Annotated in this window: 13 protein-coding genes; 7 read left to right on the top strand and 6 right to left on the bottom strand. The window is 64.3% G+C overall.

All coding sequences use genetic code 11. The features are described 5' to 3' along the window. Positions 1-25 precede the first annotated feature (25 nt). The 4 genes from AC1DZP_RS02200 to AC1DZP_RS02185 form a co-directional block, all read right to left on the bottom strand. The gene (locus tag AC1DZP_RS02200) at positions 26-424 is read right to left on the bottom strand and encodes an RNA-binding S4 domain-containing protein (protein ID WP_095089461.1); all 399 of its coding nucleotides are present in this window, start codon (positions 422-424) and stop codon (positions 26-28) included. 17 nt (positions 425-441) lie between these two features. Beyond that, entirely contained in the window at positions 442-3837 is a 3396-nt protein-coding gene (locus AC1DZP_RS02195) for a helicase-related protein (RefSeq protein WP_477299987.1), read from the bottom strand. Between the two features lie 774 nt (positions 3838-4611). Then, on the bottom strand, positions 4612-5337 hold the full coding sequence (gene phbB, locus AC1DZP_RS02190) for an acetoacetyl-CoA reductase (protein ID WP_095089455.1): 726 nt from the start codon (positions 5335-5337) through the stop codon (positions 4612-4614). Positions 5338-5430: 93 nt separating this feature from the next. Further along, the gene (locus AC1DZP_RS02185; RefSeq protein ID WP_477299986.1) at positions 5431-6609 is read right to left on the bottom strand and encodes an acetyl-CoA C-acetyltransferase; all 1179 of its coding nucleotides are present in this window, start codon (positions 6607-6609) and stop codon (positions 5431-5433) included. 297 nt (positions 6610-6906) lie between these two features. Here AC1DZP_RS02185 and phaR point away from each other — a divergent pair, with 297 nt between their 5' ends. Continuing rightward, positions 6907-7515: a polyhydroxyalkanoate synthesis repressor PhaR gene (gene phaR, locus AC1DZP_RS02180; protein WP_477299985.1), complete on the top strand. Its 609-nt coding sequence runs from the start codon at positions 6907-6909 to the stop codon at positions 7513-7515. 39 nt (positions 7516-7554) lie between these two features. Here the strand turns inward: phaR and AC1DZP_RS02175 are convergent, their stop codons facing one another. Beyond that, the gene (locus AC1DZP_RS02175; RefSeq protein WP_477299984.1) at positions 7555-8697 is read right to left on the bottom strand and encodes a citrate/2-methylcitrate synthase; all 1143 of its coding nucleotides are present in this window, start codon (positions 8695-8697) and stop codon (positions 7555-7557) included. 92 nt (positions 8698-8789) lie between these two features. Between AC1DZP_RS02175 and AC1DZP_RS02170 the strand changes: the two genes are divergently transcribed. Together AC1DZP_RS02170 and AC1DZP_RS02165 are read left to right on the top strand one after the other, a co-directional pair. Further along, on the top strand, positions 8790-9875 hold the full coding sequence (locus tag AC1DZP_RS02170; protein ID WP_477299983.1) for a citrate synthase/methylcitrate synthase: 1086 nt from the start codon (positions 8790-8792) through the stop codon (positions 9873-9875). 215 nt (positions 9876-10090) lie between these two features. Next, complete coding sequence (locus tag AC1DZP_RS02165; protein WP_095089447.1) at positions 10091-11221, top strand: patatin-like phospholipase family protein; 1131 nt, start codon at positions 10091-10093, stop codon at positions 11219-11221. A 32-nt stretch (positions 11222-11253) separates the two neighbouring features. On the opposite strand, the gene AC1DZP_RS02160 is transcribed toward AC1DZP_RS02165, so the two are convergent. Continuing rightward, positions 11254-11853, bottom strand: a complete 600-nt coding sequence (locus tag AC1DZP_RS02160; protein ID WP_477299982.1) for a TetR/AcrR family transcriptional regulator — start codon at positions 11851-11853, stop codon at positions 11254-11256. Positions 11854-11980: 127 nt separating this feature from the next. Between AC1DZP_RS02160 and AC1DZP_RS02155 the strand changes: the two genes are divergently transcribed. The 4 genes from AC1DZP_RS02155 to AC1DZP_RS02140 all read left to right on the top strand — a co-directional run bounded on the left by AC1DZP_RS02155 (position 11981) and on the right by AC1DZP_RS02140 (position 16650). Continuing rightward, positions 11981-12442: a (2Fe-2S)-binding protein gene (locus tag AC1DZP_RS02155; RefSeq protein ID WP_477299981.1), complete on the top strand. Its 462-nt coding sequence runs from the start codon at positions 11981-11983 to the stop codon at positions 12440-12442. Between the two features lie 2 nt (positions 12443-12444). Next, entirely contained in the window at positions 12445-14718 is a 2274-nt protein-coding gene (locus AC1DZP_RS02150; protein ID WP_477299980.1) for a xanthine dehydrogenase family protein molybdopterin-binding subunit, read from the top strand. Further along, positions 14715-15320 (top strand): hypothetical protein, encoded by a 606-nt coding sequence (locus AC1DZP_RS02145; RefSeq protein ID WP_477299979.1) that lies wholly within the window; start codon positions 14715-14717, stop codon positions 15318-15320. Before AC1DZP_RS02150 ends, AC1DZP_RS02145 begins: the two co-directional genes overlap by 4 nt. Positions 15321-15477: 157 nt before the next feature. Beyond that, the gene (locus AC1DZP_RS02140; RefSeq protein ID WP_477299978.1) at positions 15478-16650 is read left to right on the top strand and encodes an efflux RND transporter periplasmic adaptor subunit; all 1173 of its coding nucleotides are present in this window, start codon (positions 15478-15480) and stop codon (positions 16648-16650) included. Positions 16651-16728 lie beyond the last annotated feature (78 nt).

The following is a 16728-nucleotide window of genomic DNA, read 5'->3' as shown; positions in this document are numbered from 1 at the left end:
CGTCGCGCACTTTTTGGCCGACCCATCAGTCATCACCAAGCAAGCGGTCGGTCTGGCGGCGTTCCTTCTTCGTCGGGCGGCCGCTGCCGGCCTCGCGCAGCGCCGGAATTGCATCGGGAGGGGCTTCGCCCGTCGGCGCGGGCGGCGGCGAGATATCCTCGTACAGCGTGCGTGCCTCCTCGGCCGGACCACGCCGCACGCCGGCGGTCAGCACCTTCCAGACGAAGATCCGACGATCAAGTGTGATGGTCAGGACGTCTCCAGGCTTGACCAGATCGGAGGCCTGCGCTGCTTTGTCGCGATTGATGCGAACCCGGCCGGCGACCACAAGTTTCGCCGCCAGCGAGCGCGATTTCACGGCGCGCGAGAAGAACAGCCATTTGTCGATGCGCTGGCGGTCTCGGGCAGCCGTTGGGGCAACCATCGACGCGAGCCCTGAGTCTACTTCTTCAGCTGGTCGCGCAAAGCCGCGAGCTTGGCGAAGGGCGAGTCCGGATCGAAGTGCACCGGGCGCTCCTCGCGCGGCTTCGGCTGGAAGGTCGGCTTTCCGCCGCCCTTGCCTCGATCGGGGCCGCCACCCTTGCCATCCGGCCTGCCGCCCTTCCAGTCGGGCCGACCTTCGCGTCGGTCGGGGCGCTCGCCTTGTGGGCGGCCTTCACGACGCTGCTCGCCCTCGCCCTGCGGCTTGGGCTTGAACTTCGAGCGGTCGAAGCGCGGCTTGCCGGTGCCGTCGCGCCGCCCCTCGTGGGCAGGACGTTCTCCAGGCGTGGCTGCGGCCGGCGCACCGGCAGCATCCGCAGGCGCGTCGTTTCGGCCGCGCGCCTGTCCGTTGCGCGAGCGATTGTTGCGGCCGGGATGGCGGGGGCGCTGTTCGAAACGGCCCTGACGCCACAACAGGATCGGCTTTGGGGCCTCGGCTTCCGGAGCGGGCTCGCTGGCGGCTGCATCGGCTACCACGACAGGCTCGTCCGACGTCACTTCAGCCGCGGGCGCAGCTTCGGAAACTGGCTCGGCCGATGCAGTCGCGACAGGTTCGGCTTCCGTCTCTGGCTCGGCAGCCAGCACGGGTTTGGCGACCGCGTCGGCGACGGCCTCGGTTGCTGCTTCTTCCGTGGCTTCGGCCGGCGCTTCGGGTTGTTCTTCCGCGACCGGCTCGGCCGCCGCTTCCGCTATGGTTTCGACAGGAATTTCGGCGGTGGCCTCGACAGCGGCAGCCGGCTCCGAACCTTCGACCGGCGCCTCCGCAGCCGCGTCGACCGCCGTGGCTTCCGCTGCCTTGGCCTGCTCGGCCCGTGTGGCCTCTTCAGCCGCGGCCTTCGCCGCCGCCGCTTCGCGCGCGGCATTGTCCTGCGCCTCGAGCCGCGCCTTGACCTCGACGGCCGGCTTCGGCTCGGCACGGTAGCCGAGACCTTTCAGGATCTCTTCCATGTCGTCGGCGGTGGCGCCGAGGATCGACATCATCGGCGGCGTCACCATGAAGGACTGGCCGTCATAGGCGCCGTCCGGCCGTTGGCCGAGACCAGGCTTCCAGTTGGTCGCCGGGCGGATCAAATCCGCCAGCCGCTCCAGAATGTCGATGCGCACCGCGCGGCGGCCGAGATTGCGGTAGCCGGCAAGCTTGTAGAAGGTCTTGTCGAAAGTGGGATCGATGACCACCGAGGTGCGGCCGGAGGCGAGTGCATGGACCACGTCGCCAAAGCCCGGCTTGTCCTTGCCGTCGTTCTTCAGCGCCCACAGCAGCGTCACCAGTCCGGCTGGCGCCGGCTTGATCAGCGCCGGCACGAAGACATGGTAGGCGCCGAAGCGCACGCCGAGCCGTCGAAGGGCTGCACGGCCCTCCTGGTCGAGCGACTTCATCTCCTCGGCAATGTCGCGGCGGTTGATGAGGCCGAAATTCTCGACCAGCTGGAAGGCGATACCGCGGCCGATGCCGGCAATCTGATCGGCGTTCTTCAGGTCGACCAGCGGCTTCAGCAGCAACTCGATCTGGAAATTGACGAAACGTTCGGCACGCGCCGCGACCTTGTCGCGCGCCGGGCCGGTCAACTGTTCGTCGGCCAGCAGCACGAGGCGCGGCTTGAGCGTGTCTTCGCCGGCAACCAACGTGCCGATCGGCGCGCCGATCCAGCGCAGCGTGCCATCCGAGCCAAGTGCGATGTCGCCATTGGCGCTAGCACCGAAGCGTTCGGCGCGCGCTTCGAATTCGGCGGCCAGCGCCTTCTGGGCGGCGGTGCGCACAGCCTTGGCGTCTTCGCCGCCGGCGGTCTGGTCGGCGGTGAAGCGGAACCCTTGCAACTCGCCGACATGATGGCCTTCGACAAGGACGGTTCCGGTAGGACTAATTTCGGCTTCAGGCATGGTATTTTCTCTAAGGCGCCGCATGAGGACGGAAGTCCTGCGGTCTACGAAGCGTTTCGTCAACCGCTCATGCAGCGCATCCGACAATCTGTCTTCGATTTCGCGCGTCTTTTCCTGCCAGTGTGCCTGATCGGCCAGCCAGCCGGGCCGGTTCGACACGAATGTCCAGGTGCGGATCTGGGCAATGCGATGCGACAGCGTGTCGATGTCGCCTTCTGTGGTGTCGGCGCGGCGCACCTGCTCGGCCATGTAATTTTCATCGACATGGCCATGCCGGGCAAGGTCCGTATAGATCGAAGCAATGAGGTCGGCATGCTGGGCCGGCGCGATCTTGCGGTAGTCGGGCAGCGCGCAGGCTTCCCACAGCAGTGCCACGCGTTTGGCATTGGTGGCGAGTGCGCGGATGTCCTCGTCGCGCGACAGGTGCTCGAGCGCCTGCGCATCAACGGCAGGCAGTGCCCGCGTCAGCCCCTCGACCGGGGCGTTGGTCTCGATCGAGCGTTTCAGCGCGTCGAGGCTGGCGAAGTCGAAATGCGCGGTGCGCCACTGCAGCACCTTCACCGGGTCGAAGTCGTGGCCTTCGATCTTCTTGACCAGATCCTCGTCCAGCGGATCGACCTGGCCGGTGACGCCAAACGTGCCGTCGCGCAGATACCGGCCGGCGCGGCCGGCGATCTGGCCAAGCTCGGCCGCCGTCAGGTTGCGATACTGATAGCCGTCGAACTTGCGATTCTGGGCGAAGGCGACATGATCGAGATCAAGGTTGAGACCCATTCCGATGGCGTCGGTGGCGATCAGATAGTCGACGTCGCCCGACTGGAACAGCGCCACCTGGGCGTTGCGGGTGCGAGGCGACAGCGCGCCGAGCACGACGGCGGCGCCGCCCTGCTGGCGACGGATCAACTCGGCGATGGCATAGACCTCGTCGGCGGAGAAGGCGACGATCGCCGTGCGCCGCGGCAGCCGCGTCAGCTTCTTCGAACCGGCATAGGCAAGATGCGACAGCCTCGGCCGCGTCACCACGGAGACGCCCTTCAAGAGGCGCTGGAGGATGCCGTGCATGGTGGCCGCACCCAGCAGCAGCGTTTCCTGGCGGCCGCGCAGGTGCAGGATACGGTCGGTGAAGATGTGGCCGCGCTCGAGATCGCCGGCCAACTGCACCTCGTCGATGGCGACGAAGGCGGCGTCGGTCTCGCGCGGCATGGCCTCGACGGTGCAGACCGAATATTTGGCGCCGGGCGGCTGGATCTTCTCCTCGCCGGTGATCAGCGCGACCTTGTGGGCGCCGACCTTTTCGCAGACGCGGCCATAGACCTCACGCGCAAGCAGCCTGAGCGGCAGCCCGATGATGCCGCTCTCGTGCGCCACCATGCGCTCGATGGCGAGATGGGTCTTGCCGGTGTTGGTCGGCCCAAGCACGGCGGTCACGTCACGGCCCGACAGGATCAGCGGCTCGGTATGTTTCGACTGGATGTTCATCGACCTGGAAATAAGGCTTTCTGGTCTCTCGTTGTCGGGAGCGTGCCTCAAGTGGCGCGTATGACAGGCGACACATAAGGATTTCGAGCGCGAAGCGAAAGCGGAATGTTCCACCGGCGGCTCGAAGTCGTCTCCTGTCAGGCTCCAGATTGGCTGCGGGTTAACAGTTGGAACGAGTCTGGAACGAATCGGACACGAATCAGTGACTCGACCAGATTCAGCTTTTGTTCACGGCTACATATGGATTTTGTGACCATGAGTCTCACCACATGCTGAATCAACGAACTGGCCCGTTTCATGCAAGGCGACCTCTGTCGTTAACCTTTGCCGGCGAACGACTGGAATGCCTTGGCCAACCTCATCCAAGATTATGAAATTGTTGATCTTTCTTAAGCTCCATTAGGGATTTGACGGGCGATTCCAGCTGTCGTCGTTAACACTCCGCTCAAAGCCGGAACGAATCGGCTACGAATCGGCGATGCCATAATCTTCCCGTTTTGTTCACCCCAATATCTTGTGTTGCGAACAGCTTATCCACCAAGAATCCACAGGTTGCAGAGCCGCTTTTGCACAAGGCGGCCGGTGGCTGTTAACCTCTGCGTGCCGGATTGGGTCAGCAGCCGGCGTGGGGCAGGCCGAAGGCATAAAGCCGCCGGCAAAAGACGGACCGGTTTGCCGGCCCGTCGATCTCGCCACTCACACCGGCGCTCCTGCCGTCTGGACAGAAAATCGCTTCACACTTTTCCTGGGATGCTTCAGGCGAAGTGAATTGCTTCAGGCGAAGTATTGGCCGCCATTGGCTGTGATGGTCGAGCCAGTGATGAAGCCTGCATCTTCGGATGCGAGGAAGACGACGCAGCGCGCGATCTCTTCCGGCTCGCCGAGGCGACCGATCGGGATCTGCGGGATGATGCGCTCGTTGAGCACCTTCTCGTCGATCGCCTTGACCATTTCGGTGGCGATATAGCCGGGGCAGATGACATTGACGGTGATGCCGGCGCGGGCCCCTTCCTGGGCGAGCGCCTTCGAAAAACCGATGTCGCCGGCCTTGGCGGCGGAATAATTCACCTGTCCGGCCTGGCCCTTCTGGCCGTTGATCGAGGAGATGGTGATGACGCGGCCGAACTTGCGGTCCCGCATGCCGCTCCACAGCGGATGCGTCATGTTGAAGACGCCGGACAAATTGGTGTCGATGACCTCTTTCCACTGTTCGCGCGTGATCTTGTGGAACATGGCGTCGCGGGTGATGCCGGCATTGTTGACCAGCACCGAGACCGGACCGAGATCAGCCTCGACCTGCTTGATGCCGGCGGCGCAGGAATCGTAGTCGGCGACCGACCATTTGTAGACCGGGATGCCGGTCTCGGCCTTGAATTTCGCCGCCGCGTCGTCGTTGCCGGCGTAGTTGGCGGCAACCGAATAGCCGGCGTTCTTCAATGCGATCGAGATCGCCGCTCCGATGCCGCGCGATCCGCCTGTGACGATTGCTACCTTGGTCATGCGTTTCCCCTATTTTGATATCGCCCTGTTGTCGGGCTTGGCAGGCACTGCATACCGACCGGGCGGCTCGCGCCGCCCGTTCAGGTGATATCCTTAGAGCGCTTCCACGCACATGGCGACGCCCATGCCGCCGCCGATGCACAGGGTGGCGAGGCCTTTTTTGGCGCCGCGCCGGCGCATCTCGAAGACCAACGTGTTGAAGATGCGGGCACCCGAAGCACCGATCGGATGGCCGATGGCAATGGCGCCGCCATTGACGTTGACGATCGAGGGGTCCCAGCCCATGTCCTTGTTGACGGCGCAAGCCTGGGCGGCAAAGGCCTCGTTGGCCTCGATCAGGTCGAGATCGCCGACCGACCAGCCGGCCTTCTCCAATGCCTTGCGCGAGGCCGGTATCGGGCCGGTGCCCATGATCTGCGGGTCGACGCCGGCGGTTGCCCAGGACACGATGCGCGCCAGCGGGTTGATGCCGCGCCTCACCGCTTCAGCTTCGCTCATCAGCACCGCACCGGCGGCGCCGTCATTGATGCCGGAGGCGTTGGCGGCGGTCACCGTACCGTCCTTGTCGAAAGCCGGCTTCAGCTTGGTCATGGCGTCGAGCGTGGCGCCGTGGCGGATGTACTCGTCCTGGTCGACAATGGTGTCGCCCTTCCTGCCCTTGATGGTGACGGCGACGATCTCGTCCTTGAACTTGCCGGCCTTCTGCGCCGCCTCGGCCTTGTTCTGCGAGGCGAGCGCGAACTGGTCCTGATCGTCGCGGGTGATCTGGAACTGACGAGCGACGTTTTCGGCGGTGTTGCCCATGTGGTAGCCGTTGAAGGCATCCCACAGTCCGTCCTTGATCATGGTGTCGATCAGCTTAAAATCGCCCATCTTGACGCCGGCGCGCAGGTGCTGGGCATGCGCCGAAAGCGACATCGATTCCTGTCCGCCGGCGATGACCACCTTGGCATCGCCGGTGGCGATCTGCTGCATGCCGAGCGCAATGGCGCGAAGGCCCGAGCCGCAAACCTGGTTGAGGCCCCAGGCCGTGGTTTCCTTGGGCAAGCCGGCATTGATCGATGCCTGGCGGGCCGGGTTTTGACCCTGAGCGGCGGTCAGCACCTGGCCGAGGATGACCTCGTCGACCTCGCCTGGTTCGACACCGGCACGCGACAGCAGTTCCTTGATGACGATAGCACCGAGCTCATGTGCCGGGGTGGTGGCGAAAGCGCCGTTGAAGGAGCCGACCGGCGTGCGCGCCGCACTGGCAATGACGATGGAAGCGGACATTTTCTTCTCCAGACTTCAAGGGTGTTGTTCTGTCGTTGAGGACTTTTCTTGCCCTTTCCAGAACCCAAGTCAAACCGGAAATGGGCATGGCGCCCATGCGCTGCAAGCACATCGCACCTTGCGATGGCGCTACTCTGTCCGTTGCTGCGCAGCATATTTTGCCTGCTATGCAGCATTTAATGATGCCGCAGTGCACAAACTGCTTGGAATTGTGAGGCTTTTGCGCATATCCTCAAAAAAGGCACAATCGTTACCGGCGGCTTACTCGGGGGCGCCGGTGTCCCGGGGAGGATGCAGATGGCCGCGAAAGACGATCCGATCATCATCAAGAAATACGCCAATCGCCGCCTCTACAACACCGGCACCAGCACCTATGTGACGCTCGAGGACCTCGCCGAGATGGTCAAGAAGGGCGAGGAGTTCACCGTCCAGGACGCCAAGACCGGTGACGACATCACCCATCCGGTGCTGACCCAGATCATCTTCGAGCTGGAGAACAAGGATGGGCAGAACATGCTGCCGATCCCGTTCCTGCGCCAGCTGATCGCCTATTACGGCGACCAGATGCAGATGATCGTGCCAAGCTTCCTCGAACAGTCCATGCTCGCCTTCTCCAAGGAGCAGGAACGCTTTCGCGAGCAGATGAAGGGTGCGCTCGGCAAGTCGCCGCTGGACATGATGAAGATCACCACGCCGATCAAGGCGCTGGAGGAGCAGACGCGCCGCAACATGGAAATGTTCCAGAATGCGATGCGGCTGTTCACGCCCTTCCCGCCGGCAGGTTCCGCGCCAGCCGCGACCCCGGCCGAGCCGGCCAGGAAGGAAACACCGGAAAAGCCCGACGACCTTCAGGATCTGAAGGATCAGATCGCCGCCATGCAGCGCAAGCTCGACACGATGTCGTGAGCGGTTCGGATCGAAAGATCCGCTAGCCGGCGCATAGTGCTATCGCGGCAGCAATCCCTCATAGCGGCCGCGTGGCCTGATGACACTTCCACTTGTCACCTGTTCGATCGTGTGCGCGGCCCAGCCGACGCTGCGTGCGAGTGCGAACAGGCGGAACGGTGCATCGCGCGGCAAGCCAAGGCCGCGTGTCAGCACGGCCAACGCGAAGTCGATGTTCGGGCGCGTGCCGGTCGCGGCAAGAGCCGCATCACGCAGCGATTGAGAGAGATCATCGATGTCGATCACGCTCAGCAATGCCGCCGCACGGGGATCGCCGTCGGGATAGAGCGGATGGCCGAAGCTCGGCAGAGGCCGGTCATGGCTGAGCCAGCGCCGGATCGCTGCTTCGGCCCCGTGCCGCCCCGCATCCTCGGCCAGTTGCATCACCGCTTCGCCGGCGCCGCCATGGCGAGGGCCTGACAATGTCGCCAACCCAGCGAGCAGGCAGGCGGCCATCGGCGCTCCGGTCGAGGCCGCGACACGGGCGGCGAAGGTCGATGCGTTGAGTTCGTGGTCGGCGAGCAGGACGAGCGCGCGGCGGATCGCATCGGCTCCCGCTGCATCCACCGACCAGTCCCGCGCCAATCGCCGATGAACTGGGTCCGGTCCCGGCGATGCTCCCAAGGCGCTGGCCAACACGCCGACCGCGTGCGTGGCATCGGCATGCAGCGAGGTGGCGCTGCGCCCGAGTGAAGGCCGCCCCTGGCCGGCAAGGACGGCAAGTTGCGCAAAGGCCGAGGCCCGGCCGGGTTGGTGGGCCGCATCCGGCGCCGGCGCTCGGAAGGCCACCGGTTCAGGCAGCGCCCAGAGCACTGCCGCTGTTTCTTCCAGCGTGGCACTCGCTGAAAGCGCAACGGCGTCCTGGCCGCGATAGACAAGATGACCGTGCAAGACGGTCGAGATCGAGGTGACGATCGACGGTTCGCCCCAGGCAATGGCACTTTCGGCGATGGCCGACGGGCTGCGTCCACGCGCCCTTCGCGTTGCCAGTACCGCTATGTCGTCGGCACGATATTGGCTGCGGCGCGGATCGGCGCGGTCCGGTTGCATGCCGATGCGGCCGCGGCTGACATAGGCGTAGAGCGTCTGGGGCCGCACCTTGAGCCTTTCCAGCGCCTCTTCCCGCGACAACCACTCGGACATATCGAACTCTGATATTGATTATATTGATCAAGATTGATCGGCAGATTGCCTAGCCTTATCTCTGATGCGGAAATGGATCAAGGAGGCAGGCTATGGCGAGTGGGCTCGACGACGTTGTGGCGGCTGAAACCGTTCTCTCCGACGTGGATGGTCTTGGCGGCCATCTGACCATCCGCGGCCATTCCCTGCGGGACCTGGCCGGACGCTGGAGCTACGCGCAAGTGGTCAGCCTGCTGCTCGATGGCTTCTTCGAAGACCTTCCCGGCGATGCCGAACTGGCGCGAGCGCTGGGCCAGGCACGCGCAGAAGTGTTCGAGCGGCTTTTGCCCTCATTGCCCTTGTTGGCTCCGCTCGATGTCTACAGCGCCATGCGCGCCGGCATGGCGCTGTTGCCGGACGGCGAGACTTTGCCGGACGCGCTACGGCTGGTTGCGGCGCCCGCGGTGCTGACGCCGGCCCTGCTTCGCCTACGGCGCGGTGAGGCGCCCATCGCGCCGGACAGCCTGTCCGATCATGCCGCCGACATGTTGAGGATGCTCAGCGGTCGTGCCTCGCCGGCGCTGGCGAAGGCGCTCGACACCTATCTGGTGACCGTCTGCGATCATGGCCTCAATGCCTCGACCTTCGCCACCCGCGTGGTCGCGTCGACGCAGGCCGGCCTGACATCGTCCGTGCTGGCCGGGCTCGGCGCGCTCAAGGGGCCGCTGCATGGCGGCGCGCCCGGTCCGGTGATCGAGATGCTGGATGCGATCGAGGCGCATGGCGATGCCGCCGGCTGGCTGCGCGACGAGGTCGCGCATGGCCAGCGCATCATGGGCTTCGGCCATCGCATCTACCGCGTGCGCGATCCGCGTGCCGACGTGCTGAAGGCGGTCGTGCGGCAACTCGGCGGCGAGAGCGAAACCGGTCGCCGGCTGGCCTTCGCGGAGACAGTGGAGCAGGCCGCGCTCGACGTGCTGCGGATTGCCAAGCCGTCGCGCTCGCTGCAGACCAACGTCGAGTTCTACACCGCGCTGCTGCTGGAGGCGGCGGGTTTCCCCAAGGAGGCATTCAGCAACGTCTTCGCCGCCGGGCGTGTCGCCGGCTGGATTGCGCACGCCCGCGAACAGCAGACGACCGGACGGTTGATCCGGCCGCAGTCGCGCTATGTCGGGCCGGTGCCGGACCTCGTTGCCTGAGGCTGTCTGGCTGTTTCGATGGATGCCGCCTCCTCCGCTCCGAAGCGGCGAGGCGGTTCTTCATGACCGAAATTTCATGTGATCACGCGACCGTGTTCGTGTTCTTGCCTTGGTCAGGACTTATATGCTGCACTGCAACATAGGTCCGCTGTAACCGAACCGTCCCGATCCCCGGGCGTGATGAGGCCTGCAGCATCCAAAACGACAGGAACGCCATGACGAAAAACGGCAAGGCGGAGGAAACCAAGAAGATCAACATCGCGCTTCAGGGCGGCGGCTCGCACGGGGCCTTTTCCTGGGGTGTGCTCGACCGGCTGCTGGAGGATGGCAGGCTGGAGATCGCAGCGGTGTCCGGGACCAGCGCCGGCGCCATGAACGCGGTGGCGCTAGCCGACGGCTTCGTGCGTGGCGGCGTCGAGGGAGCACGGCAAAAGCTCGATGATTTCTGGCGCGCGGTGGCGGCAAAGGGCCGGTTCAGCCCGGTGCAGCGCATGCCGTGGGATGTTGCCTGGGGCAATTGGTCGATCGAGAACACGCCGGGCTATGTCTTCTTCGACACCATGTCGCGGGTATTTTCGCCCTATGTCGCCAACCCGCTCGGCCTCAACCCGCTGCGTGACGTCGTGCAGAAGGAGATTAATTTCGCCAATGTTCGCGCTTGCAAGTCGATGGAACTGTTCATTTCGGCGACCAATGTCGAAACCGGGCAGTTGCGCGTCTTTTCCGACGGCGAGATTGATCTCGACACGGTGATGGCCTCGGCTTGCCTGCCGCAACTGTTCCGCGCCGTCGAGATCAAGGGCGTGCCCTATTGGGATGGCGGCTATGGCGGCAATCCGGCGCTTTATCCGTTCTTCAAGACGGCGGCGACCGAGGACGTGCTTCTGGTGCAGATCAATCCGGTGGTGCGGGAAGGAACGCCAAGGAGCGCCAACGAGATCCAGAACCGCATCGACGAGATCACCTTCAACGCCGGGCTGTTGCGCGAATTCCGTTCGATCGCCTTTGTCAAGGAGCTGATCGCCGCCGGCCGCCTGCCGCATGGCGAATACCGCGACATCCGCATGCACCGCATCGATGCCGACGAGGCGTTCAAGGACCTGTCGGCGTCGTCGAAGGTCAATGCCGAATGGGCGTTCCTGAGCTATATGCGCGATCTCGGCCGCACCGCCGCCAGCGACTGGCTGGAGGAGAATTACGATGCGGTCGGCAAGCGCCCGACGCTCGATCTGTCAGGCGAGCTCGATGACGGCTTCAAGCCGGTGCGTGGTCCCGCACCTGGCCGGCGGGTCAAGGAGTTCCTCGCGGTGCGCAAGAACCCGGAGGCAGAGCGCCGTCGCGCCTGACCCGAAACCCGGCACAGCCTGGCTTCTTGGCTTCATCCAGCTTTTAGGGTCACGTCAATCACCCTGATCAGGGCGGCGGCGGCCTGCCGCTGCCCGCCGGGATCGCTGATGCGCGACTTCATGCCCTCCAGCCCGTCGAGCAGCATGTCGGCAAGCAGTTGCGCCGATAGGCCCTTGGCGGTGAGATCGGCGCCGTTCCTGGCAGCCTCGCTCCCGATCGCGGCGGCGATATGTTCGACAAGACCGCCGCGCCAGCAGCCGACCAGATCGCCAAGGCTCGATTTCATGTCCAGCAATTCGGCGCCATGCGGCGAGGCAACGACCGCGCTCATCATCGAGATGAACGCCTCGTCGATGGCTCGCGTCATGCGCTCAGTGAAAGCGCCATCGCCGGCCAGAGCCATTTTCGCCGACTCGACCGAGCGCGACAGCACCATCATGGCGATGGCGCGGAAAATGTCGGTCTTGTTCTTGAACAGGAGATAGAGCGCCGGCCGCGACATGTCGGCGGCGCGGGCGATGTCGTCCATGGTGGTGCGGGAGAAGCCATAAGCCAAAAACACCTTCATTGCGCCATCCAGGATACGGACGCGTTTGGGGTCAGCGGTGGCGATGTCTTCGATCTGATTCATGGGTAAACATTATCCTGTAAAAATCTCAATTGACAAAATAACGTAATTTGTCAATCTGTATCGAGACGAAGCGACCCAAGGGGACGCTTCGCCTTTGGGCTGTGGACGACAACAAAAGGGTATCCCCATGCGCCTCACCGTCGATGGGCAGTCATTCGACATCAACGCCGATCCCGACATGCCGCTGCTGTGGGCGTTGCGCGATCTCATTGGCAAGACCGGACCGAAGTACGGCTGCGGCATCGCCGCCTGCGGCGCCTGCACCGTGCATGTCGACGGTCAGCCGGTGCGCTCCTGCTCGCTCCCGGTCGGCGAGGTCAGCGGCGCCGTCACCACCATCGAAGGCATCGGCACGGCGGACAAGCTCCATCCAGTGCAACAGGCATGGCTGGAGGAACAGGTCGCGCAATGCGGCTACTGCCAGGCCGGCCAGATCATGAGCGCGGTGGCACTGCTCGACGAGGTCGCCGATCCCAGCGACGCCGACATCGACAACGCCATGGGCGGCAATCTCTGCCGCTGCGGCACCTATCCGAGGATCCGCTCGGCCATCAAGAAGGCCGCCGCGCTCAAGACGGCGGGGCTCTGACCATGGCCAGTGTCGGAAAGATTGCTCGCCGCACGTTCCTGATCGGCGCGGCTGCCGTGGCGGGCGGCGTGGCCGTCGGCTACTACTATTATCGCAAACCGTTTCCGAACCCGCTCGAGGCCGACCTCGGCAAGGGTGAGGCGACGTTCAACCCCTATGTGAAGATCGGCGCCGACATCACCATCACCATCGTGGCGCCGCGCGCAGAGATGGGGCAAGGCATTTCGACGACGCTGGCCGTCATGGTCGCCGAAGAGCTCGATGTCGGTCTCGATCAGGTCAAGGTCGAGCCCGGCCCGGCCTCCTATGCCTATTACAACGCCGCGATCCTCGAAGAGGGCGGCCCGTTCGCCTTCTTCGACGAGAGCATGACCGCGCAGGCGGTGCGCTCAGGTCTCGGCGTGGTCGGCAAGCTCCTTGCTATCCAGGCCACCGGCGGCTCGGCTTCGGTGCGCGACGGTTTCGACAAGATGCGCCAGGCGGGCGCCGCAGCCCGCCAATTGCTGATCGCCGCGGCGGCGCAGAAACTCGGCGTTGCCGCCACCGACCTGGAAACGGCCAATGGGTCGATCCTGCATAAGGCATCTGGCAAGTCGCTGACCTATGGCGCGGTTGCCGCGGCTGCCGCCGCCATGGCGCCGCCGGCTGAAGTCAGGCTCAAGGACAGGGCCGACTGGAAACTGCTGGGAAAGCCGCAGAAGCGCATCGACATGCTGGCCAAGGTCACCGGGGCACCGATCTTCGGCATCGATGTCAGGCTGCCAGACATGCTCTACGGCACGGTCAAGATGAGCCCGCGCTTCTGGGCCAAGCCGGTCAAGGCGGATCTCGCCAAAGCCGAGAAAATGCCCGGCGTGATCAAGATCGTAGCGCTCGAGACGAATTACGGCCATGGCTTCGGCATCATCGCGGAAAATACCTGGGCTGCCTTCAAGGCGGCCGATGCCATCGACGCCCAATGGGCGGATCCCGAATATCCGCTCAGCAGCGCCGCCATTTCCGACGTGCTCAAACAGGCGCTCGGCACCAAGGGTTCGGCGATGCGTGACAATGGCGATGTCGATACCGCCTTTGCCGACGCGCCACGCGAAAGGATGGTCGAGGCAGACTATGCGGTGCCCTATCTGGCGCATGCGACGATGGAGCCGATGAACGCCACGGCGCGGTTCAAGGATGGTGCCCTCGACATCTGGTGCGGCAACCAGGCGCCGACCCTGGTGCGGCAGCTTTGCGCCAACGCGGTCGGCATCGAGCAGGACAAGGTCATCGTGCACACCACCTTCATGGGCGGCGGTTTCGGCCGCCGCGTCGAGATGGACTACGCGCTGTGCGCCGCACTGATGGCGAAGGCGACAGACGGGCGTCCGGTCAAGGTGACGTGGACGCGTGAAGAAGACATGCGCCACGACGCCTACCGGCCGGCCGCGGTCGGCAAGTTCCAGGCGCGGCTCGGCGACGACGGCATGCCCATCGCCATCGACATGAAGATCGCCTCGCCATCCATGATAGCCAGCACCTTGCGCCGGCTGTTTCCCTCGATCTCGCCGCTTGGACCCGACAAAAGCATCGTCGACGGCGCCTATGACCAGCCCTACACCATCCCGAACTATCGGGTGAGTGGTGTCGCCGCCCCCGTCTCCATTCCCGTCGGCTCCTGGCGATCGGTCGGCAGTTCGATCAACGGCTTCTTCCATGAGAGCTTCATGGACGAGATTGCCACTGCCGGCAAAATCGATCCGGTCGAGATGCGCAAGAAGCTGATGGCCGCCTATCCCGCAGCGGTGAAGGTGGTGGAGAAAGTCGCAGCGATGGCGAAATGGGGTGAGGCGCTGTCCGCTGGCAAGGCCAAGGGCATGGCCTTCACGCTGTCCTTCGGCAGTTGGGTCGGCGAGATCATCCAGGTGGCGGATACGCCGGCCGGCATCCGCATCGAGAAGGTATGGATCGCGGCCGATGTCGGCACCGCGCTTGATCCGGGCATCATCGAGGCGCAGCTGATTTCCGCCGCCATCTACGGTCTTTCGGCGGCCATGGGACAGGAGATCACCTTCGCCGACGGTATGGTCGAACAGTCGAACTTCCACGATTTCGACGCCATGCGGATCTTCCAGTGCCCGGTCTTCGAAGTCGCCATCCTGGAAAATTTCCACAAGATGGGTGGCGTCGGCGAGGTTGGCACTCCGCCGGCCGCACCGGCGCTGGCCAATGCCATCTTCGCGCTCACCGGCAAGCGCATCCGCACGCTGCCTTTGTCGAAAACGGTGGCCTTCGCATGAAGAGGCTCCTCATCATGCTGACGCCTGCTGCCATGCTCGTCTTTGTGGCATCGTTCGCAACCGCACAGGAGAGCCAAACATCACCGAGCCAGGCGGTCGACATGACCAAGGGCCTGTCCGAATGGGACAAGATTTATGCGGTGTTCTCACACCCGCGCTGCGCCGATTGTCATGTCGCGGACGGCCGACCGCGCTGGTCGGGTGCGCATTATAGCGGCACGCGCGTGCACGCCTTCAATGTCCAGCGCGGTGACGACGGATCGGGCTTCGGCAATCCTGGTCTGCGCTGCACGACTTGCCATTTCGCAAGCAATTCCAATGCATTGCATGGACCGCCCGGAGCCGAGAACTGGCGCCTGGCGCCGGCCGAGATGGCCTGGTTCGGGAAATCCTCCGCCGAAATCTGCGCCCAGATCAAGGATCCGGCGCGCAATGGCGGTCGCAGTTTGGACGATATCGCGCTGCATGTTCGCGACGACAGGTTGGTCGGCTGGGGCTGGGCGCCGGGGTCGAACCGTGAGCCGGCTCCGGGTTCGGCCGAAGCAACCTTTCAAGCGATCGAAAACTGGTTGGCGGTGGGTTCACCTTGCCCTGTGCCGTAATGGTCTTGCAACTTTAAGGCTATATCGCAGTGCAACTTTGATGTAGAAGCGCGCTTCGCCGATCACGGCAAATTGAAGATGGCCTGGCGCGCACCCATATCGGCGACGCGCCCGCGTTATGAGGACGCTGGCCGAATCCGCAGTGGAAAAAACGACGATGAGAATCAGGTTTCACAAGCTTGCAGCCGTTGTTGTGCTCATTGGTTTCGCGGCCTGGATGGCGACAGGCGAGTTTTCGTCGGTCGGCAGCGTCGCCGCCAACAAGGCCAAGGCTGCCGAAGTCGAGCAGGGCAAGGCACCGGACGCGAACAAGCCCAAGGCTGCTGAAGCCGAGCCGAAGGCACCGCTGCGCACCGTCGCTGTGGTGACGCCGCCGCGCAAGACCTATGCGCGCGCCATCCGCGTTTCCGGGTTGACCGAAGCCGACAAGCGGGCCGTGCTGGGGACGCGCGTTGCCGGTGTCATCGACAAGTTGCCGGTCAAGCAGGGCCAGCACGTCAAGACCGGAGATCTGGTGCTGATGCTGGCGGCCGAAGAAAAGATCTCCATGGTCGACAACGCCAAGCAATTGGTAGTGCAGCGCCAGGCTGAGTTGGACGCAGCTCTGCGACTGATGAAGTCAGGCAATTTGCCGAAGCTGCAGCTCGATACAGCGCGCTCGAACCTGACTTCTGCGCAGTCGATGCTGGAAACGGCACAGGCCTTACTCGAGCGCAATGAGGTGAGGGCACCTTTCGACGGCGTTATCGACCGGGTGCCGGTGGAACTCGGCAGTTCCATCATGGAGGGCGGCGAGGTGGCAACCATCCTCAAGCTTGACCCGGTGATCGCCCGCGGCGAAATCAGCGAGCGCGACCTCGGCTACCTCAAGCTCGGCGACAAGGCCAATGTCCGGCTGGTCAGCGGCCAGACGGTCGAAGGCACCGTGCGCTACATCAGCCGCGACGCCTCGGCGGCGACCCGCACCTTCCGCGTCGAGGTGGCGATCCCCAATGGCGACGGCTCCGTGCCCGCCGGCATGACGGCGGAAATCGCGCTCAACGCTCAACCGACCGACGCGGTCGTGCTGCCGCGCTCGGTGGTGACGCTGGGCGACAAGGGCGACCTCGGCATCCGTGCCGTCGGTAAGGACAACAAAGTGGCGTTCTTCCCGATCGACCTCGTCGACGACACACCGACCGGCCTCGTTCTCGGCGGCATCCCGGCCGACGCGCGCATCATCGTCGCAGGCCAGGAACTGGTGAAGGAAGGCGATGAGGTCAACCCGGTCGAGGCCGACCAGGCGACCCTCCGGAAGCTGCTGGGCGAGGCGACCGCCGGGACGCAATAGAAGGGGTCGCGACGGACCGGCCCTGGGCGGGGAGAATCGGCTGCGACGCAGCTCCTGAAATTCGAAAACAGGCGTTAG

This window comes from Mesorhizobium sp. P2_F8 (genome assembly GCF_056403655.1).
The sequence above is the reverse complement of the archived record's forward strand: the minus strand, read 5'-3'. Positions and strand labels throughout refer to the sequence as shown.